Source organism: Pseudomonas sihuiensis, assembly GCF_900106015.1.
In the GTDB taxonomy this organism is placed as follows: Bacteria; Pseudomonadota; Gammaproteobacteria; order Pseudomonadales; family Pseudomonadaceae; genus Aquipseudomonas; species Aquipseudomonas sihuiensis.
Window position 1 is genome coordinate 5,296,350 of sequence record NZ_LT629797.1, and the last position, 21,628, is coordinate 5,317,977.

The 21,628-nt window shown below is 63.4% G+C and carries 20 protein-coding genes, 2 tRNA genes and 3 pseudogenes; 6 read left to right on the top strand and 19 right to left on the bottom strand.

Annotated features, from left to right (window positions below; translation table 11 throughout):
- Positions 1–34: 34 nt before the first annotated feature.
- The 8 genes and pseudogenes from BLT86_RS24730 to BLT86_RS24765 all read right to left on the bottom strand — a co-directional run bounded on the left by BLT86_RS24730 (position 35) and on the right by BLT86_RS24765 (position 6,089).
- Complete coding sequence (locus BLT86_RS24730; protein ID WP_017678148.1) at positions 35–640, bottom strand: 50S ribosomal protein L25/general stress protein Ctc; 606 nt, start codon at positions 638–640, stop codon at positions 35–37.
- 107 nt (positions 641–747) lie between these two features.
- Positions 748–1,689 carry a ribose-phosphate pyrophosphokinase gene (locus BLT86_RS24735; protein WP_003244667.1) on the bottom strand — a complete coding sequence of 314 codons (942 nt, stop codon included), beginning with the start codon at positions 1,687–1,689 and terminating at the stop codon, positions 748–750.
- Positions 1,690–1,735: 46 nt separating this feature from the next.
- Positions 1,736–1,810 (bottom strand) — tRNA-Gln (locus BLT86_RS24740).
- Between the two features lie 56 nt (positions 1,811–1,866).
- Positions 1,867–1,941: transfer RNA gene (locus tag BLT86_RS24745), tRNA-Gln, on the bottom strand.
- Positions 1,942–1,967: 26 nt separating this feature from the next.
- On the bottom strand, positions 1,968–2,837 hold the full coding sequence (gene ispE / locus BLT86_RS24750) for a 4-(cytidine 5'-diphospho)-2-C-methyl-D-erythritol kinase (protein WP_026088693.1): 870 nt from the start codon (positions 2,835–2,837) through the stop codon (positions 1,968–1,970).
- Positions 2,838–3,260: 423 nt separating this feature from the next.
- Positions 3,261–3,500: pseudogene (lolB, locus tag BLT86_RS24755) on the bottom strand (lipoprotein insertase outer membrane protein LolB); the annotation flags it as partial.
- Positions 3,501–3,747: 247 nt separating this feature from the next.
- Positions 3,748–4,365 carry a lipoprotein insertase outer membrane protein LolB gene (lolB, locus tag BLT86_RS24760; protein WP_026088692.1) on the bottom strand — a complete coding sequence of 206 codons (618 nt, stop codon included), beginning with the start codon at positions 4,363–4,365 and terminating at the stop codon, positions 3,748–3,750.
- Positions 4,362–6,089 (bottom strand): tetratricopeptide repeat protein, encoded by a 1,728-nt coding sequence (locus tag BLT86_RS24765; protein ID WP_017678144.1) that lies wholly within the window; start codon positions 6,087–6,089, stop codon positions 4,362–4,364. Before BLT86_RS24765 ends, lolB (BLT86_RS24760) begins: the two co-directional genes overlap by 4 nt.
- Positions 6,090–6,298: 209 nt before the next feature.
- Here BLT86_RS24765 and hemA point away from each other — a divergent pair, with 209 nt between their 5' ends.
- The 6 genes from hemA (at position 6,299) to BLT86_RS24795 (ending at position 11,792) form a co-directional block, all read left to right on the top strand.
- A complete protein-coding gene (hemA, locus tag BLT86_RS24770; RefSeq protein ID WP_017678143.1) occupies positions 6,299–7,579 on the top strand; it encodes a glutamyl-tRNA reductase in 1,281 nt (426 codons plus the stop codon).
- Positions 7,576–8,658, top strand: a complete 1,083-nt coding sequence (prfA, locus tag BLT86_RS24775) for a peptide chain release factor 1 (protein WP_017678142.1) — start codon at positions 7,576–7,578, stop codon at positions 8,656–8,658. Before hemA ends, prfA begins: the two co-directional genes overlap by 4 nt.
- 109 nt (positions 8,659–8,767) lie before the next feature.
- Positions 8,768–9,601 (top strand): peptide chain release factor N(5)-glutamine methyltransferase, encoded by an 834-nt coding sequence (gene prmC, locus BLT86_RS24780; RefSeq protein ID WP_017678141.1) that lies wholly within the window; start codon positions 8,768–8,770, stop codon positions 9,599–9,601.
- Between the two features lie 4 nt (positions 9,602–9,605).
- Positions 9,606–10,355: a molybdopterin-synthase adenylyltransferase MoeB gene (locus tag BLT86_RS24785; protein WP_026088691.1), complete on the top strand. Its 750-nt coding sequence runs from the start codon at positions 9,606–9,608 to the stop codon at positions 10,353–10,355.
- 33 nt (positions 10,356–10,388) lie between these two features.
- On the top strand, positions 10,389–11,180 hold the full coding sequence (gene murI / locus BLT86_RS24790) for a glutamate racemase (protein WP_017678139.1): 792 nt from the start codon (positions 10,389–10,391) through the stop codon (positions 11,178–11,180).
- Positions 11,181–11,276: 96 nt separating this feature from the next.
- The gene (locus BLT86_RS24795; protein ID WP_017678138.1) at positions 11,277–11,792 is read left to right on the top strand and encodes an acyloxyacyl hydrolase; all 516 of its coding nucleotides are present in this window, start codon (positions 11,277–11,279) and stop codon (positions 11,790–11,792) included.
- Positions 11,793–11,855: 63 nt separating this feature from the next.
- Here BLT86_RS24795 and BLT86_RS24800 read toward each other — a convergent pair whose 3' ends face one another.
- The 11 genes and pseudogenes from BLT86_RS24800 to BLT86_RS24855 form a co-directional block, all read right to left on the bottom strand.
- Positions 11,856–12,167, bottom strand: a complete 312-nt coding sequence (locus BLT86_RS24800; protein WP_017678137.1) for a YkgJ family cysteine cluster protein — start codon at positions 12,165–12,167, stop codon at positions 11,856–11,858.
- A 279-nt stretch (positions 12,168–12,446) separates the two neighbouring features.
- Positions 12,447–12,974, bottom strand: a complete 528-nt coding sequence (locus BLT86_RS24805) for a DUF2878 domain-containing protein (RefSeq protein WP_092380187.1) — start codon at positions 12,972–12,974, stop codon at positions 12,447–12,449.
- On the bottom strand, positions 12,967–14,241 hold the full coding sequence (locus BLT86_RS24810; RefSeq protein WP_092380189.1) for an SAM-dependent methyltransferase: 1,275 nt from the start codon (positions 14,239–14,241) through the stop codon (positions 12,967–12,969). Before BLT86_RS24810 ends, BLT86_RS24805 begins: the two co-directional genes overlap by 8 nt.
- Positions 14,228–14,893: pseudogene (locus BLT86_RS24815) on the bottom strand (DUF1365 domain-containing protein); the annotation flags it as partial. The pseudogene BLT86_RS24815 and the gene BLT86_RS24810, both read right to left, overlap by 14 nt.
- 147 nt (positions 14,894–15,040) lie before the next feature.
- On the bottom strand, positions 15,041–16,471 hold the full coding sequence (locus BLT86_RS24820; RefSeq protein WP_023108662.1) for an IS1182 family transposase: 1,431 nt from the start codon (positions 16,469–16,471) through the stop codon (positions 15,041–15,043).
- A 71-nt stretch (positions 16,472–16,542) separates the two neighbouring features.
- Positions 16,543–16,689 (bottom strand): annotated as a pseudogene (locus BLT86_RS24825) (DUF1365 family protein); the annotation flags it as partial.
- A complete protein-coding gene (locus BLT86_RS24835) occupies positions 16,689–18,077 on the bottom strand; it encodes an NAD(P)/FAD-dependent oxidoreductase (RefSeq protein WP_231976561.1) in 1,389 nt (462 codons plus the stop codon). The gene BLT86_RS24835 and the pseudogene BLT86_RS24825, both read right to left, overlap by 1 nt.
- Positions 18,074–18,829: an SDR family NAD(P)-dependent oxidoreductase gene (locus tag BLT86_RS24840; protein ID WP_092380191.1), complete on the bottom strand. Its 756-nt coding sequence runs from the start codon at positions 18,827–18,829 to the stop codon at positions 18,074–18,076. Before BLT86_RS24840 ends, BLT86_RS24835 begins: the two co-directional genes overlap by 4 nt.
- Positions 18,826–19,248: a nuclear transport factor 2 family protein gene (locus BLT86_RS24845; RefSeq protein ID WP_021488182.1), complete on the bottom strand. Its 423-nt coding sequence runs from the start codon at positions 19,246–19,248 to the stop codon at positions 18,826–18,828. The genes BLT86_RS24840 and BLT86_RS24845 overlap by 4 nt, the downstream gene beginning before the upstream one ends.
- Entirely contained in the window at positions 19,245–20,681 is a 1,437-nt protein-coding gene (gene phrB, locus BLT86_RS24850) for a deoxyribodipyrimidine photo-lyase (RefSeq protein WP_092380193.1), read from the bottom strand. The genes BLT86_RS24845 and phrB overlap by 4 nt, the downstream gene beginning before the upstream one ends.
- Positions 20,669–21,625: a MerR family transcriptional regulator gene (locus BLT86_RS24855; RefSeq protein ID WP_017678129.1), complete on the bottom strand. Its 957-nt coding sequence runs from the start codon at positions 21,623–21,625 to the stop codon at positions 20,669–20,671. The genes phrB and BLT86_RS24855 overlap by 13 nt, the downstream gene beginning before the upstream one ends.
- Positions 21,626–21,628: the final 3 nt, after the last annotated feature.

Consider the following 21,628-nt stretch of genomic DNA (forward strand, 5'->3'; position numbering starts at 1 on the left):
CGTGATCGCCTGCCGGGCGGGTTCCGCGCTGTGATTACTCGGCAGCGCCTTCTTCGTCTTTAACGCGGCTGGCGTGGATGTTGGAGACAGCCAGGTCGTTACCGTGAGCCAGAGCAACCAGCTCAACGCCTTTCGGCAGCTTCAGGTCGGACATGTGGACAGTCTGGCCAACTTCTACGGCAGCCATGTCGACTTCGATGAATTCCGGCAGGTCTTTCGGCAGGCAGGAAACTTCGACTTCGCTGATGGTGTGGGAGATCTCGCCACCTTGCTGCTTTACGCCAACGGAAGTAGCTTCGTTGATGAAGTGCAGGGGTACGTGAGCGCTCAGCTTCTGGCCGGCAACGACGCGCTGGAAGTCAGCGTGCAGTACGAAGCCTTTGGCCGGGTGGCGCTGCAGGGCTTTGATCACGACGCTTTCTTTGGTACCGGCAACGTCCAGGCTCAGAACGTGGCTGAAAGCCGCTTCGTTTTCCAGCAGCTTGGCCAGGTCTTTGGCCAGCAGGCTGATCGATTGCGGGGCTTTGTCGCCACCGTAGATCACGGCAGGAACCATGGACACGTTACGACGCAGGCGGCGGCTCGCACCTTTCCCCAGGTCGGAACGCACTTCGGCATTCAGGGCAAATTCAACAGTCATTTCACTTCTCCAAAATAACCAAACCGCCTTGTGGCTTGCGACCAGCCTCGGGCGGTAGGGCAAAAAGCCCCGCACGAGGCGGGGCAGTGTGATCTGGCCAGTTCCGCTTAGCGGAACATGGCGCTGATCGATTCTTCGTTGCTGATGCGGCGAACCGCTTCGGCGACGACCGGGGCGATGTCGAGCTGGCGAATACGCGAGCAGGACTGCGCCGCAGCGGACAGCGGGATGGTGTTGGTGACCACCAGCTCGTCCAGGACGGAATTCTCGATGTTCTCGATGGCGCGGCCGGACAGCACCGGGTGGGTGCAGTAGGCGTAGACCTTGGCGGCGCCGCGCTCTTTCAGCGCTTTGGCGGCGTGGCAGAGGGTACCGGCGGTGTCGACCATGTCGTCGACCAGGATGCAGGTACGGCCTTCGACGTCACCGATGATGTGCATCACTTCGGACTGGTTGGCCTTCTCGCGACGCTTGTCGATGATCGCCAGGTCGACGCCCAGGCTCTTGGCCACGGCGCGAGCACGTACGACGCCACCGATATCGGGGGAGACGATCATCAGGTTGTCGAAGCGCTGGTCTTCGATGTCATCGACCAGGACCGGGGAGCCGTAGATGTTGTCCACCGGAATGTCGAAGAAGCCCTGGATCTGGTCAGCGTGCAGGTCGACGGTTAGCACGCGGTCGATACCGACCACGGTGAGCATGTCGGCAACCACTTTGGCGCTGATTGCCACGCGCGCGGAACGCGGACGGCGATCCTGGCGGGCATAACCGAAGTAGGGGATGACTGCAGTGATGCGAGTCGCCGAGGAACGGCGGAAGGCGTCGGCCATCACTACCAGTTCCATCAGGTTGTCGTTGGTGGGTGCACAGGTCGGCTGAATCAGGAAGACGTCCTTACCGCGAACGTTCTCGTTGATTTCGATCATGACTTCGCCGTCGGAGAACTTACCGACTGAAGCATCGCCGAGGGGAATGTGCAGCTGACGAACGATCCGTCGCGCCAGATCGGGGTTTGCGTTCCCCGTGAAGACCATCATCTTGGACACGCGCAGTACCTGCCGGCTGGGGGTATACCTGGATGGGTATGGAAAATGGCAGGGGCGGCTGGATTCGAACCAACGCATGCCAGGATCAAAACCTGGTGCCTTACCGCTTGGCGACGCCCCTATATTCTGTGTTGAATGCTTGTTGACTCGGTTCTCGATGCCTCCCGAGGGAGGTTATGGCAGGGGCGGCTGGATTCGAACCAACGCATGCCAGGATCAAAACCTGGTGCCTTACCGCTTGGCGACGCCCCTGTATCGTATAACCGAATGCTGAGCATTCACTTCTTGGCCAATGCTTGGAGCCTGCGGTGCAGCATCGAAATGTTGCGACCTTGAGCGACAAAGCTCGGCAGAGTGCCTGGAAGTTGGCGGGCGACTTTATCAGCATCGTCCCGATTTGGGAAGCTCCCAAATATGCAAGCTCCAGTGCCGGTCAATCTAGCTGAAACAAATTTGTTCAACAAGATCAAAGCGTTACGAACTTCAGGGTAACGCTTCTCTACAACCGGCTGGCAGTCGTTTCGACCACCCCCCGCAAGAAGGCTGCGAACTTTAATGGGCGGCGTATCGCGTGTCAACTCGGGCGAGCCGAAAACTTCTGCTGTGCTGACAAAGACTTGCGGTACTGCGACGAGGAACCAGGGCTCGTCGAGTTCGACTGGGGTCAAGCGCTCGCCAACGCCTTCGGCGAAGGCCGCGCGACCGCGCACGAATACCGGTACATCGGCGCCCAGGGCCAGGCCCAGTTTGGCCAGGCGCTCTTCGCCCAGTTGGGTTTGCCACAGGTGATCGAGGCCGAGCAGGGTGGTGGCGGCATCCGAGCTGCCACCGCCGATGCCGCCGCCCATGGGCAGGCGTTTGTCCAGCCAGATATCGGCGCCGAGCTGGGTGCCGCTGGCTTCCTGCAGCCTTTTGGCTGCGCGCACGATCAGGTTGCTGTCATGTGGCACGCCGTCGATGGGCGTGTGCAGACGGATTTCGCCATCCTGACGCAGGCTGAAGCCGAGCTCGTCGCCGTGGTCGAGAAACTGAAACAGCGTCTGCAGCTCGTGATAGCCATCGGCGCGGCGGCCGAGGATATGCAGCATCAGGTTGAGCTTGGCGGGGGCGGGCAGGATCAGTTCGGCGTGGCTGGGGATGGCGGTCATGGTCGGGGCAGGGGCATCGTCGTGAGGCATGTGGCGATTGTATTCGGGAAATGCATCGGCAGGTGCGTCTAGAGGAGCATCGCGGCTGAAACGGATGCCGCCCAGCCGCTCCTACAAAAACGCTGCCTCCCCTGTAGGAGCGGCTTTAGCCGCGAAATGCTCAGTTCGTAGCCTGGATGCAATCCGGGGCGTGGTGGCGCTGCTTCCCGGATTTCATCCGGGCTACGGCTGCGTGCGCGAAACCTGTAGGAGCGAGCTCTGCTCGCGAAGCGGTTGGCGCTTATCAGGTTGAGCTTGGCCGGGGCGTGCAGGATCAGTTCGGCGTGGTTGGGGATGCCGCTTTTCCATCCACCAGCTGTGTGCTGTGGAAGGCGCTGGACAAGCTGTCGCGGCTGAAGCCCCTCCCACAGAGAATGTGGTCGCTTACTGCCCCAACTGACGCGGTTGCCAGTCCTTGATCACCAAAGTCACTTCCAGATCCTGGCCATAGAGCTTCAGACGCTCCGGCAGGGCGTAGCCGTTCTGCTCGGTGTAGCGCTGGTATTCGACCTTCCAACCGTCCTGTTCCAGCTGCGCCAGGTGGCTTTGGCCATCGAGGGTGATGCGGCTGCGGCTTTCCGGGGCGGGCAGGCCGCGAATCCACCAGAGCAGTTCGTAGCCCGGATGCAATCCGGGGCGTGGTGACGATGCTTCCCGGATTTCATCCGGGCTACGGCTGCGTGCGCGAAACCTGTAGGAGCGAGCTCTGCTCGCGAAGCGGTTGGCGCTTATCGGGTTGAGCTTGGCCGGGGCGGGCAGGATCAGTTCGGTGTGGCTGGGGATGCCGCTTTTCCATCCACCAGCTGTGTGCTGAGGAAGGCGCTGGACAAGCTGTCGCGACTGAAGCCCCTCCCACAGAGAATGTGGCCGCTTACTGCCCCAACTGACGCGGTTGCCAGTCCTTGATCACCAGGGTCACTTCCAGGTCCTGGCCGTAGAGCTTCAGGCGCTCCGGCAGGGCGTAGCCGTTCTGCTCGGTGTAGCGCTGGTATTCGACCTTCCAGCCGTCCTGTTCCAGCTGCGCCAGGCGGCTTTGGCCATCGAGGGTGATGCGGCTGCGGCTGTCCGGGGCGGGCAGGCCGCGAATCCACCAGAGCAGGTTGGATACCGGCAGGTCCAGGCGCAGTTGCTCTTGCAGAAGCGCTTCCGGCGATTCGGCGCGGAAACGGCCGCGGTTGGATACTTCCAGCAGGATGTCGCCCGGGCGGCCGGTCAGGCGGGCGGCGCCGCCACCCAGCGGGCCGGACAGGCGAATGTCGTAGTAATCCTGGCGCTGCAGCCAGAACAGGGTGGCGCTGCCGGAGTCCTGCGGGGCGCGGATGCCGATCTTGCCGTTGATCTGCCAGCCGTCGAGCTGAGTGATCTGCTCTTTGTGGGCTTTCCACTGGGCCGGGTCGCCCTGGCCTTCCAGCGCTTCGTGCGAGGTGAGGCCGGCGCAGCCAGCGAGCAGGGCGATAAGGCTGAATACGAGTAGGTGACGAAGCATCAAAGAGTCTCGGAACCGGTCAGGCGCAACAGCGTGTCACGCAGAATGGGGCTGTCGGGCGTTGCGCTGAGGGCGTCGCGCCAGACGCGTCGGGCGTCGCGCTGCTTGCCTTGGGCCCAGAGCACTTCGCCGAGGTGGGCGGCCACTTCGTGGTCGGGGAATTTCTCCAGGGCCTGGCGCAGCAGGCGCTCGGCCTCGTCGAGGTTGCCCAGGCGATAGTTGACCCAGCCGAGGCTGTCGAGAATCGCCGGGTCATCCGGGTTGAGCAGGTGCGCTTTCTCGATCAGCTCGCGCGCTTCTTCATAGCGGGTGGTGCGGTCGGCCAGGGTGTAGCCGAGGGCGTTGAGCGCCATGGCGTGTTCCGGCTCGCGCTGGATGATATAGCGCAGGTCGGTTTCCAGTTGGGCCAGGTCATCGCGCTTTTCCGCGAGCATGGCGCGGGTATAAAGCAGGTTCAGGTCGTTGGGGTACTGCTCCAGTCCCTCGTTGATCACCTTCCAGGCCGGCTCGACCTGGCTGCGATTGCTCAGGCCTTCGGCTTCGATCAGGTACAGCTGGATGGCGTAATCGGGCTGCGCGCTGCGTGCCTGGGCCAGGCGTGCGCTGGCTTCTTCACTGCGCTGCTGGGCGAACAGCAGTTCGGCCTGGCGTTGCTGGGCCGGCAGATAGTCGTTGCTTGGGCCGACCAGGGCGTATTCCTGCAGAGCGCTGTCGTTGTCGCTCAGCGCCTCGTAAGCGCGGCCGAGGTTGTAGTGCGCGGCATCGACATGACTGCGGCGTTCGACCAGCTCTTCGAGGTAGACGATGGCTTCTTCCCAGGCTTCGGCTTCCAGGCACACCAGCGCCAGGGAGAAACGCAGGTCGTCGTCGTTGGGGTTTTCCTGCACCAGCTTGGCGAACTCGCCCTTGGCGTCGTCGAGGCGATCCTGCTCGACCAGCAGGCGCGCGTAGGTCAGGCGCAGGCGTTTGTCGTCGGGGTTGTTGCGGATGCCTTTCTGCAGGATCGGCATGGCCTCTTTGTCACGGCCGAGGCTCTGCAGCAGGCGGGCGCGCAGCAGGATCGGCGATACCTCGTTGCTGCTCGCTGCGCTGTCTTCGAGCAGCTCCAGGGCCTCTTCGGCGCGGCCGTCCTGTTGCAGGAGGATGGCCTTGCCGAACAGCAGCTGGCTGTTGTCCGGGTTCTTGCTCAGCAGGCGATCGAAGCCCTGCAGCAGGCCGGCGCGAGTATCCGGGTCGGTTTCTGCGGCAGACAGGGCGAGGAAGTCGAAGTGGGTATCGCCCTGGCGCTGCAGCACCTGCTCCATATAGGTCATGGATTCATCGTAGCGGCCAGCGCGGGCCAGCTGCACGGCGGCGGCGCGTTGGGCGTCGATGTTGCTCGGCGCGTTCCTGGCCCAGATCAGTGCGCTGTCGAGCGCGGCCTGTTCGGCGCCGAGGTACTCGGCAATACGGAAGGCGCGTTCGGCGACGCCGGCATCGCCGGTGGCGTTGGCCTGCTGCACGTAGTTGCCGAGGGCGATGTCGAAGCGATTGCGCTGCCCGGCCAGCTCGGCGGTGAGCAGGGCGAACAGGGTTTCCTGGCTGAACGAGCCGTATTCGCTCGGTTCCAGCTGGGTGGTCTGATCGGCTTCCTGTACCGGCGGCGTACCGTCCGGCTCACTGGGGGCGAAGGTTTGGCAGCCGCTGAGGAAGGCGAATGCGGTGAGCAACGCGAGGGGTCTGTTCATAGTGCCTTGTCGTGCGTTATTCCGGGGCGACGGCCGTGCTGGCTCGTGCCCTGCGACGTTCGCGGCATCATGACACAAGCCTTGGAGCAAGCCCACTGGCCAGGACGATGCGGCGAACTGTCTATTGGGACAATAGGTCGCGGGAGTTGTTCTCTCGGGGGCGAAGTAGGACAATTGCCGGCTCCCGTATTGCCCCTCAGCGACCCTGCATGGCCTTTATCGCCCTCGGTATCAACCACAAGACCGCCTCGGTAGAGGTGCGCGAGCGCGTTGCTTTCACCCCGGAGCAACTGGTCGAGGCGCTGCAGCAGCTGTGTCGGCTGACGCCCAGCCGCGAGGCGGCGATCCTCTCTACCTGCAACCGCAGCGAGCTGTACCTGGAGCAGGATCAGCTGAGCAGCGATGAAGTGCTGCAGTGGCTGGCCGACTATCACCGCCTGAGCGTCGACGAATTGCGCGCCTGCGCCTACGTGCACAGCGAGGAGGACGCGGTGCGGCACATGATGCGCGTCGCCTGCGGGCTCGACTCGATGGTGCTGGGCGAGCCGCAGATTCTCGGGCAGCTCAAGTCCGCCTACGCCGTGGCGCGTGAGGCCGGCACCGTCGGGCCGTTGCTCGGCCGTCTGTTCCAGGCCACCTTCAGCACCGCCAAGACCGTGCGCACCGATACCGCCATCGGCGAGAACCCGGTGTCAGTGGCCTTCGCCGCGGTCAGCCTGGCCAAACAGATCTTCGCCGACCTGCATCGCAGCCAGGCGCTGCTGATCGGCGCCGGCGAGACCATCAGCCTGGTGGCGCGCCATCTGCACGATCAGGGCATCAAGCGTATCGTCGTTGCCAACCGGACCCTGGAACGTGCCAGTCAGCTGGCCGAGCAGTTCGGCGCGCATGCCGTGCTGCTCTCGGACATCCCTGACGTGCTGGCGCACAGCGACATCGTCATCAGCTCCACCGCCAGCCAGCTGCCGATTCTCGGCAAGGGCGCAGTGGAAAGTGCGCTGAAAAAACGCAGGCACAAGCCGATCTTCATGGTCGACATCGCCGTGCCGCGCGACATCGAGTCGCAGGTGGGCGAGCTGGAGGACGTCTACCTCTATACCGTCGATGACCTGCATGAGGTCATCGAGGAAAACCTCAAGAGCCGCCAGGGCGCAGCGCAGGCTGCCGAGGAACTGGTGGCTGCCGGCACCGACGACTTCATGCAGCGCCTGCGCGAGCTGGCCGCGGTCGACGTGCTCAAGGCCTACCGTCAGCAGGCCGAGCGCCTGCGCGACGATGAGCTGGCCAAGGCCCAGCGCATGCTGGCCAACGGCGGCAACCCCGACGATGTGCTGGCGCAACTGGCGCGAGGCCTGACCAACAAGCTGCTGCACGCGCCCAGCGTGCGCATGAAGAAACTTACCGCCGAGGGGCGCGTCGACGCGCTCAGCCTGGCCCAGGAATTGTTCGCCCTCGATGAGAGCGCGCCGCAGGACAAAGGTCTGCAATGAAAGCTTCACTGTTGAACAAGCTGGACAACCTCAGCGACCGCTTCGAGGAACTGACGGCGCTGCTCGGCGATGCCGAGGTGATTTCCAAGCAGACGCAGTTTCGCGCCTATTCCAAGGAATATGCCGAGATCGAGCCGGTGATCGCCACCTTCCGCGAGCTGCGCAAGGTGCAGAGCGACCTCGAAGGTGCTCAGGCGCTGCTCAAGGACAGCGACGCGGACATGCGCGAGATGGCCGAAGAGGAAGTGGCCCAGGCCAAGGAAGCGCTGGTCACCCTGGAAGACAAGCTGCAGCGCATGCTGCTGCCGAAAGACCCCAATGACGGGCGCAACGTCTATCTGGAAGTGCGCGCCGGCACCGGCGGTGACGAGGCGGCGATCTTCTCCGGCGACCTGTTCCGCATGTATTCGCGCTATGCCGAGAGGCAGGGTTGGCGCGTCGAGGTGCTGTCGGCCAACGAGGGCGAGCACGGCGGCTTCAAGGAAGTGATCGCCCGTGTCGAGGGCGACAACGTCTACGCCAAGCTCAAGTTCGAGTCCGGCGCTCATCGCGTGCAGCGCGTGCCGGAAACCGAATCCCAAGGGCGTATCCACACCTCCGCCTGCACCGTGGCGGTGTTGCCTGAGCCGGACGAACAGGCGGCCATCGAGATCAACCCGGCCGACCTGCGCGTCGATACCTATCGCAGCTCCGGCGCCGGTGGTCAGCACGTCAACACCACCGACTCGGCGATCCGCATCACCCACATCCCCACCGGCACCGTGGTGGAATGTCAGGAAGAACGCTCGCAGCACAAGAACCGCGCCAAGGCCATGGCCTGGTTGGCGGCCAAGCTGCAGGACCAGCAGGAAGCGGCGGCGCACAAGGAAATCTCCGAAACGCGCAAGCTGCTGGTGGGCTCGGGCGACCGCTCCGAGCGCATCCGCACCTACAACTTCCCGCAGGGCCGGGTGACCGACCATCGCATCAACCTGACCCTGTATTCGCTGAGCGACGTGATCGCCGGCGGCGTCGACGCCATCATCGAGCCGCTGCTGGCCGAGTACCAGGCCGACCAGTTGGCGGCGCTGGGCGATTGATTGCAGCGGTGCGCATGGCTGGCGCCGCGTAGGGTGCGCCGTGCGCACCGTAGCCCGGATGCAATCCGGGGACCGATTTCCCGGATTGCATCCGGGCTACGAGAACGACATGGCCACCATCGAATCCCTGCTCGACACCGCTGACCTGCCCGACTCGCCCACGCCACGGCTGGACGCCGAGCTGCTGCTGGCGGCCGCGCTGAACAAGCCGCGCAGTTACCTGCGTACCTGGCCGGAGCGCGAGCTGGATGACGAGCAACTGTCCCTGTTTCAGAACCACCTGCAACGCCGTCGCCAGGGCGAGCCGGTCGCTTATATCCTCGGTCATCAGGGCTTCTGGAGCCTCGATCTGGAAGTGGCGCCACATACCCTGATTCCTCGCCCTGACACCGAACTGCTGGTGGAGACCGCCCTCGAGCTGCTGCCGGCCACGCCGTTGGCCGTACTCGACCTGGGCACCGGCACTGGTGCAATCGCCTTGGCTCTGGCCAGCGAACGTCCGACCTGGCAGGTGACCGGCGTGGATCGTGTCGAGGACGCCGTGGCCTTGGCCGAGCGCAATCGCCAGCGCCTGCAACTGGATAACGCAGCGTTCTTGCATAGCCATTGGTTCTCTGCCCTGAGCGGACAACGTTATGGCCTGATCCTGAGCAACCCGCCCTATATCCGCGCCGATGACCGCCACTTGAACGAAGGCGACGTGCGCTTCGAGCCGAGCAGCGCTCTGATCGCCGGCAGCGACGGTCTGGACGATATTCGTGCGATCATCCAGGCCGCGCCGCAGCACCTGCTGTCCGGTGGCTGGCTGCTGCTGGAGCATGGCTTCGATCAGGCCGAGGCCGTGCGCAGCTTGCTCAGCGAGGGCGGCTTCGTCGAGGTCAATAGCCGGCGTGACCTGGGTGGTCATGAGCGCATCAGTTTGGGACGTTTCGACCGTGAGTGATCAGATGCTGAGCGATGATGAGCTGCTGCGTTACAGCCGGCAGATCCTGCTGAAACAGATCGATGTGCAAGGCCAACTGCGGCTCAAACAGGGCCGTGTATTGATCGTCGGCATGGGCGGTCTGGGCTCGCCGGTGGCGCTGTATCTGGCGGCCGCTGGCGTCGGCGAGCTGCACCTGGCGGACTTCGATACGGTGGACCTGACCAACCTGCAGCGGCAGATCGCCCACGACACCGCCAGCATCGGTCAGGCCAAGGTGGATTCGGCCATGGCGCGGCTGGCGGCGATCAATCCGAATATCACGTTGGTGCCGCATCGCCAGGCGCTGGACGCCGACTCGCTGGCCGCCGCCGTGAGCGCCGTCGACCTAGTGCTGGACTGCTCGGACAATTTCTCCACCCGCGAAGCGGTCAATGCCGCCTGCGTCGCGGCGGGCAAGCCGCTGGTCTCCGGTGCGGCGATTCGCCTGGAAGGGCAGTTGTCGGTGTTCGATCCGCGCAACGCCGCCAGTCCCTGCTACCACTGCCTGTACGGCCACGGCAGCGAAGCCGAGCTGACCTGCAGCGAAGCCGGCGTGGTCGGTCCGCTGGTGGGGCTGGTCGGCAGCCTGCAAGCGCTGGAGGCGCTCAAGCTGCTGACCGGTTTCGGTGAGCCGCTGGTAGGCCGCCTGCTGCTGATCGATGCGCTGGGCACGCGCTTTCGCGAACTGCGGGTCAAGCGCGATCCGGTTTGCGAGGTGTGCGGTGGGCGCTAACGATAGGCTGCGTAGCCGTGGGGATGATTTGAAATGAGTCAGTCGCAGGCGCCGATTGGCGTTTTCGACTCCGGCGTCGGCGGCCTGTCGGTGCTGCGCGAGATTCGCCAGTTGCTGCCGAACGAGTCGCTGCTTTACGTCGCTGACAGCGGCCACGTGCCTTACGGCGAGAAAAGCCCGGAATACATTCGCGAACGCTGCGTGCTAATCACCGAGCACCTGCTGGCGCAGGGTGCCAAGGCCCTGGTGCTGGCCTGCAATACCGCCACGGCCGCAGCTGCCGCCGAGCTGCGCGAGCGTTATCCGGATTTGCCCATCGTCGGCATGGAGCCGGCGGTAAAACCGGCGGCGGCGGCGACCCGCAGTGGCGTGGTCGGTGTGCTGGCAACCACCGGTACGCTCAAGAGCGCCAGGTTCGCTGCACTGCTCGATCGCTTCGCCAATGATGTGCGGGTGATCACCCAGCCCTGTCCGGGGTTGGTGGAATGCATCGAGGCCGGCGAGCTGCAGGCACCGGCCACGCGCGAACTGCTGCAAGGTTATGTGGCGCCGCTGTTGGCCGAGGGCTGTGACACGCTGATTCTCGGCTGCACCCACTATCCCTTCCTACGTCCGCTGCTGGTCGAGCTGGTGCCACCTTCGGTGACCCTCATCGATACCGGCGCGGCAGTGGCGCGGCAGCTGCAGCGTTTGCTCACTCAGCACGACATGCTGGCAACTGCGCCCACTCGGGCCACTCGCTACTGGAGCAGCGGAAACACTGCGCAACTTTGCCGAGTATTGCCGATTTTGTTGAGTGAAACGGCCGAAGTGCTTTCGATATAGTGAATTTTTTTCGGTTTGGGCTTTCTCTGATATCGAATACTTCTATATTTTTGTAACGAGCCTGATAAAAACTTCCCGCTATACAAGGAATGACTCATGAAGAAGTTATATGCCTTTGCCGCAGCTACGGCCCTGACGTTTGGAACCATGGGTGCTGCGCAGGCTGCGGACGTAACCGCGGCTATTGGTCAGAGTGGCGACTCCACCATGGTTTATCGCTTGGGCGCGCAGTGGGACTGGAACCACAGCTGGCTGGAGAGCAGCTATGGACGTCTGACTGGTTACTGGGACCTCGGTTACACCTACTGGGATGGCGACGACACGGCGAGTAACCACAGCGTTTCTTTCGCGCCGGTATTCGTTTACGAGTTCGCCGGGCAGAACGTGCGTCCATACATCGAAGCCGGCATCGGCGTTGCGGCGTTCTCCAGCACCGAGCTGGAGAGCAACGATCTGGGCTCGTCGTTTCAGTTCGAAGACCGTATCGGCGTCGGCCTGCGTTTCGCGGGACAGGAGATTGGTCTGCGTGCCATTCACTATTCCAACGCGGGCCTGAAGAACCCCAATGACGGCGCGGAAGCCTACACCGTGCATTACCGCATGAGCTTCTGAATAAAAAGACCGGGCAAGCCCCGGTCTTTTTCATTGTGCCTCTGGCCTGCGCGGCGCGCTCCGCTAGCGATAGGCCTGAGCGATGCCCCGGCGCTCTTCCAGGCATTCGGCCGCACCCAGCTCGAACTCCCGGCAGATCAGTGGGCGCACCTCGTAGATGGTGCAGCGCATGCTGTTGCGGTCCAGCGCTGCGCACCAGTTGTCGTCCAGGCGACGCATCACTTCGCTGCCCCACTGGTCGGTATCGATGAAGCGTTGCGGCACGCCTTCATCGCCGAACAGCATGACTTCCAGCTGGCAGCAGCAAGCCGCGCAGGTGCTGCAACTGATCTCGGGCTCGGTTGGCAGTTGGGTATGGGGGATGGTCTGGCTCATGGCGCGGCAGTGTACGCCATGCAGTGGATACGCGGGGCTTGGGCTGACAGGGTGCAGCGGACAGTGCCGTCAGTTCAGCAGGCCGCAAGCCGCTTTTCGTAGGAGCCCCGCCCCGGGGCGAAGCTTTTCGAACCCGAGCCGAAGCGGTTCGCGGCGGGGCGCCGCTCCTACACATGCGGGCATTTGTGCTTTTTGTAGGAGCCCCGCCCCGGGGCGAAGCTTTTCGAACCCGAGCCGAAGTGGTTTGCGGCGAGGCGCCGCTCCTACGGAGGCTATCGGCTAGGCCGAGCGGCGGCTGCGCAGGCTCTGCTCGTATTGCGCACGATAGAGTTTGGCGAAGCCGTGCAGCACCGGCATCACCATGGGCCAGACCAGCGCCAGAATGGCCAGGGTTGGCCAGGTACCCAGTGGCAGGGTGACGCCGGCAATCTTGGCGCCGCCGTAGTAGGACAGCGGTGCCGCAACCGCGCCGAGCAGGCTGGCTCGCCACCAGGGCTGGGCAGTCCAGGCCAGACAGTGATTGAGCGTGCTGGCCAGCAACAGCCAGAGCAAGGCCAGCCACAGGGGGATCAGCTGGCGCTCCTCGCCGAAATCGAACACGCCGAGGTTGAGCAGAAAACTGTCCAGTGCACTGCCGGCAAGAAACACGCTGAGCAGCAGTTTGCCTTCGGCCGCCCAACTGCTGACCCACAGCAGGTGCACGCCAATGATCACTGCCACCACCAGCAGCCAGGGGCTGTCGCCAGCAAAGACGCAGACCAGCCAGCCGAGTTGGAACAGGAGGGCATTGGCGATCAGCTTAGGCATCGAAGTTTCCTAACAGAGGCGCAGGGCGTGCGGCCGGTTTGGCCAGCAGCAATTGCGCGGTGCCAATGGTGCGTTCGAGGAAGCCGCCTTCGCAATAGCAGAGGTAGAACTCCCACAGGCGATAGAAGTAATCGTCGTAGCCCAACTGCTCCAGGCGCTGCCGCGCGTGACGCAGGTTGTCGTGCCACAGGCGCAGGGTACGCGCGTAGTGCAGGCCGAAATCTTCCATGTGATGCAGGTTGAAGTCGGTATGCCGGGTGACCACGTCGAGCATCTTCTGCACCGAGGGCAGGGCGCCGCCGGGGAAGATGTAGCGCTGGATGAAGTCCACCGACTTGCAGGCCTGCTCGTAGCGTTGGTCGCGGATGGTGATGGCCTGCAGCAGCATCAGCCCGTCGGGCTTGAGCAGGCGCGCGCACTGCTCGAAATAGGTGGGCAGGAAGCGATGGCCGACGGCTTCGATCATCTCGATGGAGACCAGCTTGTCGTACTGGCCATCGAGGTCGCGGTAGTCCTCCAGCAGCAGGGTGACGCGATCCTCCAGGCCCAGCTCGCGAATGCGTCGCTCGGTGTGGGCGTGCTGCTCGCGCGACAAGGTGGTGGTGGTCACCCGGCAGCCGTAATGAGTAGCGGCGTAGATGGCCATGCTGCCCCAGCCGGTACCGATCTCCAGCAAGTGGTCCGTAGGCTGCAGTGCAAGTTTCTGGCAGATGCGCTGGAGCTTGTTGAGCTGCGCCTGTTCCAGGCTGTCGTCCTCGTTCGCGAACATGGCTGCCGAATACATCATGGTAGGGTCGAGGAATTGTTCGAACAGGTCATTGCCCAGGTCGTAGTGCGCGGCGATATTGCGGCGCGAGCCCTTGCGGGTGTTGCGATTGAGCCAGTGCAGGCCCTGGATCAGCGGCCTGCCGAGGCGCGCCAGGCCGCCTTCCATGGCGTCCAGCACGTCGAGGTTGGCGACGAAGATGCGGATCACCGCCGTCAGGTCCGGCGTGCTCCAGTAGCCATGTATGTAGGCCTCACCCGAGCCGATCGAGCCATTGCCCGCCACCAGACCCCAGACCGCAGGGTCATGCACGGTGATTTCGGCGCGCAGATGAGCCTGGGGGTTACCGAAGTGCAGGCTGTCACCCGCCTCGTGGATCACCAGCAGGCCGTGGTGCAGGCTCTGCAACTGGCGTATCACGGCGCGCCGCAACAGACCGGCGCCAATGCCGTTGCCACTGCGTACCAGACTTCTGGTGGGATTCAGGCTAGAGCTCTTCATGGTGCATGTCCTTCACTTGCGGGCGGGCGACACGGAAGCTGCCTTCCGCGGGCTTGTGGTCGAAAATCGGGATGCGCTTGAACAGCAGGCGCATCGCCTGCCAGTAGATGGCGGCCAGGGTTTTGCCGGTCATCCAGGGGAAACTGAGCAGATAGCGGTGCAGGCTGGCGCGGTTGAGGCCTTCGCGGTGCAGGCTGAGGCTGGCATCGAACATCTTGGTATCGGCTTGCCAGTCGGCCATGTGCACGCCAAGGCGTTCGCCGACGGCGCTGAAACTCATGCGGTATTCCAGCTCGCGCGGCAGGAAAGGCGAGACGTGAAAGGCCTTGTCCACGCTGACTTGATGGCGGCCTTCACCCTCTGCCGGCAGCACGTAGTGATAACGCTCACGCCACGGCGTATTGCTGACTTCACAGAGAATCGCCATCAGTCGCTGGTCGGCGTCATGGCAGTAGAAGATGCTCACTGGATTGAAGGCCAGGCCCCAGCTGCGCGGCTGCGTCAGCACGCAGATGCGACCTTGCGGGCGTGTGCCCAGTGCCTGCTCCACGCGATCGCGCACCGCCTCATGCAGTGCCACGCCCTGGCGGGTGGACTCGGGTAGGTAGTCGCTCTCGCGAAAGGCGAATGGCGCCCAGCGGCCCAGAGTGTGTAAAAACTCTTTCTTATCGTGCGTGCTTCAGCCCATTGCTCCTGGGCGTGGCGACTTCCCGATTATTTACCAGGATCAGCGCCGGTAACGCTTCAGAGCGCGTATGAAGCGCTTTGGCACCTCTTTGGGGCAGTAAAAGCCGGGCTTTTACGCCGCCATCGCCTTCAACAAGCCTTCGGTGCCGATGATTTTCATCACCCGCTTCAAGTTATAGGCGAGCACATTCAAGCTCATTTCTGCGCTCACCCCGTTCAGTTTTCGAGTCAGGAAGTGCGTTGCCCCCATCCATTGTTTGAGCGTCCCGAATGGATGCTCAACAGTCCGCTTTCGAACCCGCATCATCTCCGGTGCTTGGTTCAGCCGGCGTTGCATTTCCTCCAGCACAGCTTCATGTTCCCAGCGCCTTACTCGACGATTTGTGCTTGGCGTGCACTGGGTTTTCAGCGTGCAACTCTGGCACTTTGAACTCCAGTAGCAGTGCATATTCATGCCTTTCTCAACGCTGGAGAATCGCCAGATCAGTGCCTCTCCCGCCGGGCAGGTGTATTCGTTTTTCGTCGAGTCATACACGAAGGCATCTTTGTTGAATCGGCCATCAGCCTTGGCGCTTGAAGTCATTGGCTTAGGCACGTAGGCCGTGATGTTTGCGTCGTGACAGGCAAGGATTTCTTCACCCTTGAAGTAGCCTCGGTCAGCCACCACGGACAGCGTTTCTGCGCCGACAGCTTCACGAGCCTGCTTCGCCATTGAACTGAGTTGGTCACGGTCTGAACCGCTGTTGGTGACCTCATGAGCAACTATTAAATGGTGCTGCGTATCGACAGCCGTCTGCACGTTGTAGCCAACGATACCGCTGCCGCGCGTCATCATCGAACGGGCATCCGGGTCGGTCAGCGAAACCTGTTTGTCAGGGGAATCGTTGAGCTGAGTTTCGATCCCCTCAAGCTCTTTCATCTGCGATTTGAGCTTGGCGATTTTATCTTCCAGGCTGGCAATGTCTGGCGCGGAGGCGCTAGGAATCTGTCGATCAGCCGCATCGAGCGCAGCCAAATAACGGCTGATGCTCGCCTCGATTTCTTCCATGCGCCGCTTCAGTTTGGCGCTGGTGAAATTGCGGTCACGGTTGTTCACTGCCTTGAATTTGCTGCCGTCGATGGCAACCAGGTTTTCGTCAAACAACCCCAACTGCTGGCAGAGCAAAACGAACTGGCGGCAGACGCCGCGAATGGCCTTGCTGTTGTCTTTTCGGAAGTTGGCGATGGTCTTGAAATCGGGCGTCAAGCGCCCGGTCAGCCACATCAGTTCAACGTTGCGCTGAGCTTCTCGCTCAAGACGGCGACTCGATTGGATGCGGTTCAGGTAGCCGTAGATATAGATCTTTAGCAGGACAGCGGGATGGTAAGCAGGTCTGCCGGTTTCGGCTGGAATGACGCCATCAAAACCTAGCTTGGCCAAGTCGAGTTCATCGACGAAAACGTCAACCACCCGAACCGGATTGGTATCGCTGACGTAGTCGTCGAGGCTTTCGGGAAGTAAGGTGCTTTGACCTCGGTGTTCACCCTGGATAAACCGTTTCATGGGCATCCCTTGCGATGAGACTCTTGGAAATTATAGCAAGGGTTTACCGGGGGCGTTTTTACACACTCTGGGCCGGAACCGGCCAGCTTTGACAGGGCGAACAGCTGCGCCTGCTCACTCAGGTCGAGGTACAGCAGACCCATGCGATAGCGAAAGGCATGGGCGCGCGGGGCGAAGCGGCGATGCTGCACCCAGCCGCTGTACAGGGCGCTGTGCATCAGAGCGTCTCTCCGAAGGCACGCGCTACGCGCAGTGCGCTGACCACGCCATCTTCATGAAAGCCGTTGGCCCAGTAGGCGCCGCAATAGTAGGTGTGCTGCGCGCCGAGCAGCTCTTCCCAGCGCGCTTGCGCCGCCGTGCCGGCCAGGCTGTACTGCGGGTGGGCGTACTGGAAGCGTGCGAGGATTTTGCTCGGGTCGATGGCGGCCGTCTGGTTGAGGCTGACGCAGAAGGTGGTATCGCTGTCGATGCCCTGCAGGATGTTCATGTTGTAGGTCACGGCCGCCATCTGATCGGCGGATCGCTGCAGAGCTACTGCGCTCGGCCATGCTGCGTTTAAATCCGGCTCGGGATGCTCATTTACGCCCAGTAAACTGCGCTCCCTCGCCGGATTTCGCCTTGCCTGGCCTTCGCTCGCTACGCTCTGCAGCGACCCGCTTGGCCCACCCAGGCGGTAGTTCCAGCTGGCCCAGGCCAGCTTGCGCTTGGGCAGCAGGCGCGTGTCTGTATGCAGTACCACGTCGTTGTTGGCATAGGGCATTGCGCCGAGGATTTCACTTTCCTTCTCGCTGGCTTGATCAAGCAGGGCCAGGGCCTGGTCGCTGTGGCAGGCGAAGATCACCTTGTCGAAGCGCTCCGCTCCGGCCGCGCTGTGCAGGGTGACGCCATCCTGATCACGCACGACGCGGCTGACCGGGCAGTTGAGGCGAATGCGTTCGGCGAAGCTGGCGGTCAAGGGCGCCACGTAGCTGCGCGAGCCGCCTTCGATCACCTGCCAGGTCGGCCGGTCGCTGACCGAGAGCAGGCCGTGGTTCTTGCAGAAGCGCACGAAGAACTGCAGCGGGAAGCCGAGCATGTCGGCCAGGGACATCGACCAGATGGCCGAGCCCATCGGCACAATGTAATGCTCGATGAAGCGGCGGCCATAGCCGTTGTTGTCGAGGTACTGGCCGAGCGTGGTGTCGGCGCTGATGCGGTTGTTGGCCAGGTCGTCCAGCGACTGGCGATTGAAACGCAGGATGTCGCGCAGCATGCCCCAGAACGCCGGCGACAGCAGGTTGCTGCGTTGGGCGAACAGGGTGTTGAGGTCGTGGCCGTTGTACTCCACGCCGGTGGCCGGGTCGCTGACCGAGAAGCTCATTTCGGTGGGCTTGAAGCCGACGCCGATCTGCTCCAGCAAGCGGATGAAATTGGGGTAGGTCCAGTCGTTGAAGACGATGAAACCGGTATCGATGGCGTAGCTGCGCCCCTCCACCTGCACGTCGACGGTATGGGTGTGGCCGCCGATCCAGTCGCTGGCTTCGAACACCTGAATGTCGTGCTGGCGATTGAGCAGGTAGGCACAGGTCAGGCCGGCGATGCCGCTGCCGACGATGGCGATTTTCATGCGTTGTCCTCGTTGCGCGCCAGGCGGCGACCTATGGCCAGTTGCAGGCTGCTGGGCAGGCTGCCGAGCAGTTTCAGCACGGCGATGAAGGGAGTGGGAAAGGCGATCTCGTGCGGGCGCTTGTCCAGGCGCTCGGCGATGTGCCGGGCGGCGCGTTCGACCGGCCAGCGCATGGGCATCGGGAAGTCGTTCTTCTGCGTCAGCGGGGTGTCGACGAAACCGGGGCTGACCAGGGTGACGTCGATGCCCTCGCTGGCCAGGTCGATACGCAGTGCCTGCATCAGGTAACGCATGGCGGCCTTGGAGGCACCATAGGCTTCGGCGCGCGGCAGCGGCATGAAGGTCACCGAGCTGCCAACGCCGACCAGGTGTGGGCGCTCGCCCTGGCGCAGCAGGGGCAGGGCTGCTTCGATGCAGTAGCTGGCGGAAAACAGGTTGGCGCTGACCACACGTTCGATCATCGCCGCCTCGAACTGGCGCACATCGACGTATTCGCAGGTGCCGGCGTTGAGGATCACGCAATCCAGCGCGCCCCACTCTTGAGCGATGCGCTCGCCAATCGCGCGTACCTGCTCAGCGTCGGTCAGATCACCTGGGGCGACCAGCACCTGATCGCCATAGCGCGCTGCGAAGTCCTGTAATGGGCCACTGCTACGCGCACTCAGTGCCAGCTGATGGCCGGCCTTTAGTAGTTCTTCGGCCAGTGCGGCGCCGATGCCGCTGCTGGCGCCAGTGAGCCAGATACGTTTCATGCCAGCCTCCGTTTCAGCCAGGCGATCACGCTACCGAGCAGCGGCAGGTGTTCGTAGAGCAGTGCGCCGGCATCGAAATAATCACGGTGTTGATAGACGCGCTCGCGCCAGAGCAGGTGCGAGCAGCCTTCGACGGCGATCTCGGCGCCGCCGCGCAGGCGCGGATGGCGATAGCGCATGGTCCAGCGCAGGTAGCCTTCGCCTTCGGCGACCTGATCGAAGCCGTGAAATTCGAAATGCAGCGCTTCCACATTGGCGTACAGCTCGGCGAAATAGCGGCGTACCGCCGTCAGGCCGTGCACCTCATGCAGCGGGTCACGAAACAGCACGTCGTCGCTGTACAGCTCGCCGAGCAGATCGAGGTTGTCCTTGTTCAGCGCGGCGAAGCGCTCGGCGAAGTCGTGAAGGAATGCACTCATGCCGGAACCTCCCGCGCAGACAGGTTCTTGAACGCCGCCAACGCGCGTTCACGCGAGCGCGACAGATCGACGATCGGGCGTGGGTAACCGGCGGGCGCGAACAGGCCGCCCAGTGCGGATGGGTCGTGAATATCGCGCTTGTTCAGCCCGGCCAGCTCTGGCACCCACTGGCGAATGAACTGGCCTTCGGGATCGAACTTCTGCGACTGGCTGATCGGGTTGAAAATGCGGAAGTACGGCGCCGCATCGGTGCCGGTGGAGGCGCTCCACTGCCAGCCGCCATTGTTCGCCGCCAGGTCGCCATCGATCAGGTGACGCATGAAGAAGCGCTCGCCTTCGCGCCAGTCGATCAGCAGGTTCTTGGTCAGGAACATGGCGACGATCATGCGCAGGCGGTTGTGCATCCAGCCGGTTTCCAGCAGTTGGCGCATGGCCGCATCGATGATCGGCAGGCCGGTGCGGCCCTCTTGCCAGGCGGCCAGGTCTTCCGGGGCGTGGCGCCATGGCACCGCCTCGGTCTCCAGGCGGAAGGCACGGTGGCGCGATACCCGTGGGTAGCCGACCAGTGTGTGCTTGTAGAACTCACGCCAGAGCAGCTCGTTGATCCAGGTGACGATGCCTGGGTTACCACTGTCGAACTCGCCCTGATTGGCCGCGAGCGCGGCATGCAGGCACTGGCGCGGCGATACGACGCCGGCGGCCAGGTAGGCTGACAACTGGCTGGTGCCAGGCTTGGCGGGGAAGTCGCGTTCGTCCTTGTAGTAGGTGATCTGCTCGTCGCTAAAGCGCTGCAGGCGCTGCAGGGCCGCCTCCTCTCCGGCGGGCCAGAGCAGGCGCAGGCTGGCGCTGGGTGTGGCGAAACCCTCTACGGTTTCGGGTATCGTCTCACTGCCGATGGCCAGCGGCGTTTGCGCCTTCGGTGGGGTGATCAATGCCGGCAGGGCCGTGTGCAGGCGCTCGTAGCAAACCTTGCGGAACTGGCTGTAGACCTGGAAGTAGCCGCCGGAGCGGGTCAGTACGCTGCCAGGCTTGAAGAACAGCTGATCGAGGTGGCTGTGCCAGGCGATAGCCTGCTGGCCGAGGTAGGCGCAAACCTGCTGATCGCGCAGGCTTTCGTTAACGCCGTACTCCTCATTGACGTGCACGGCGCTGATGTCGTGTTCATGGCAGACCTCGGCGACCTGCACCGGCGCCTCGCTCCAGTCGTGGCAGTGGCGTACCAGCAGCGGCACATTGAGCGCCGCCAGGGCCTTGCTCAGCTCCGCCAGGTTGCGCAGCCAGAAGTCCACCTTGCTCGCGGCATCGTCATGGCGCTGCCACTGGCCGGGCGTGACGAGATACAGGGCGATGGTCGCGCCGCTGCTCATGGCGCGGCTCAGGGCGGTGTTGTCCTGGGTGCGCAGGTCGCTGCGAAACCACATCAGTTGCTGCATGGGGTTACCTCTTGGGTGCCGAGCAAGCCATGGCGCAGCAGCCAGGCGTGCGCGGCTAGCGGGTCGCTGGCCGACTCCAGGTCAGTCAGCGAGTCGCGGTGAATGTGAGCGGCGGGGCCGGCGAGCAGCAGCGGCACCCGGCATTGTTCGGCCAGACGGGGTAACTGGCGGCGCACCAGGGCGCCATCCAGCGCTTCTTCGGCATACAACAGCACGGCGCGCGGGGCGATGTGCTCCAGCGCCGTCAGCAGTTCATTGGGCGGCAGCGGCCAATCGAAGACCTCCACCGGACAATCGCTGGCGCTGGCCAGCCAGGCGCACAGCCACAGGCCCGGCTCCATTGGCGCTTCACCGAGGTTGATCAGCAGCAGTGGTGCGCCGCCGACCTGGCGATTGCAGTGATAGATGCGCGTGGCCAGCTTGCTGCGCAGCCAGGAGAGGAAGAACACCTGCTCGGCGCGTGCGCCGAACTGGCCTTGCCAGCGCTGGCGCAGATCACCGAGCAGCGGCCACAGCAGTTGTTCGACCAGGGTGCTGGCCGGGTAGAGCGCCAGTGCCGAGTTGAAGCGATCATCCAGGCGTCGCTCGTTGAACTGAACGATGCAGCCGAGCAGCTCGTTGCGCTGACGTGACCAGTTGTCGGTGTGGGTTGCTTGCGGCACCTGCTCGTGGTCGAGCAGCGCCTTGACCTGGCCGACGGCAACGCCGCGAGCCAGCCAGGCGAGAATGGCGTTGATGCGTGCGAGATTGGCTGGTGAATAGAGGCGGTGTCCCTTGGGTGTGCGGTAGGGCACGATCAGCCCGTAGCGGCGCTCCCAGGCGCGCAGGGTCACGGCGTTGATGCCGGTGCTGCGGGCCACCTCGCGAATAGGCAGGTAGCCCTCATCGAGTGCCTGGCGGTAGTCGTGGCCGACTTCGTCGTCGGCGATGGTTTCGCTGGTCATGGC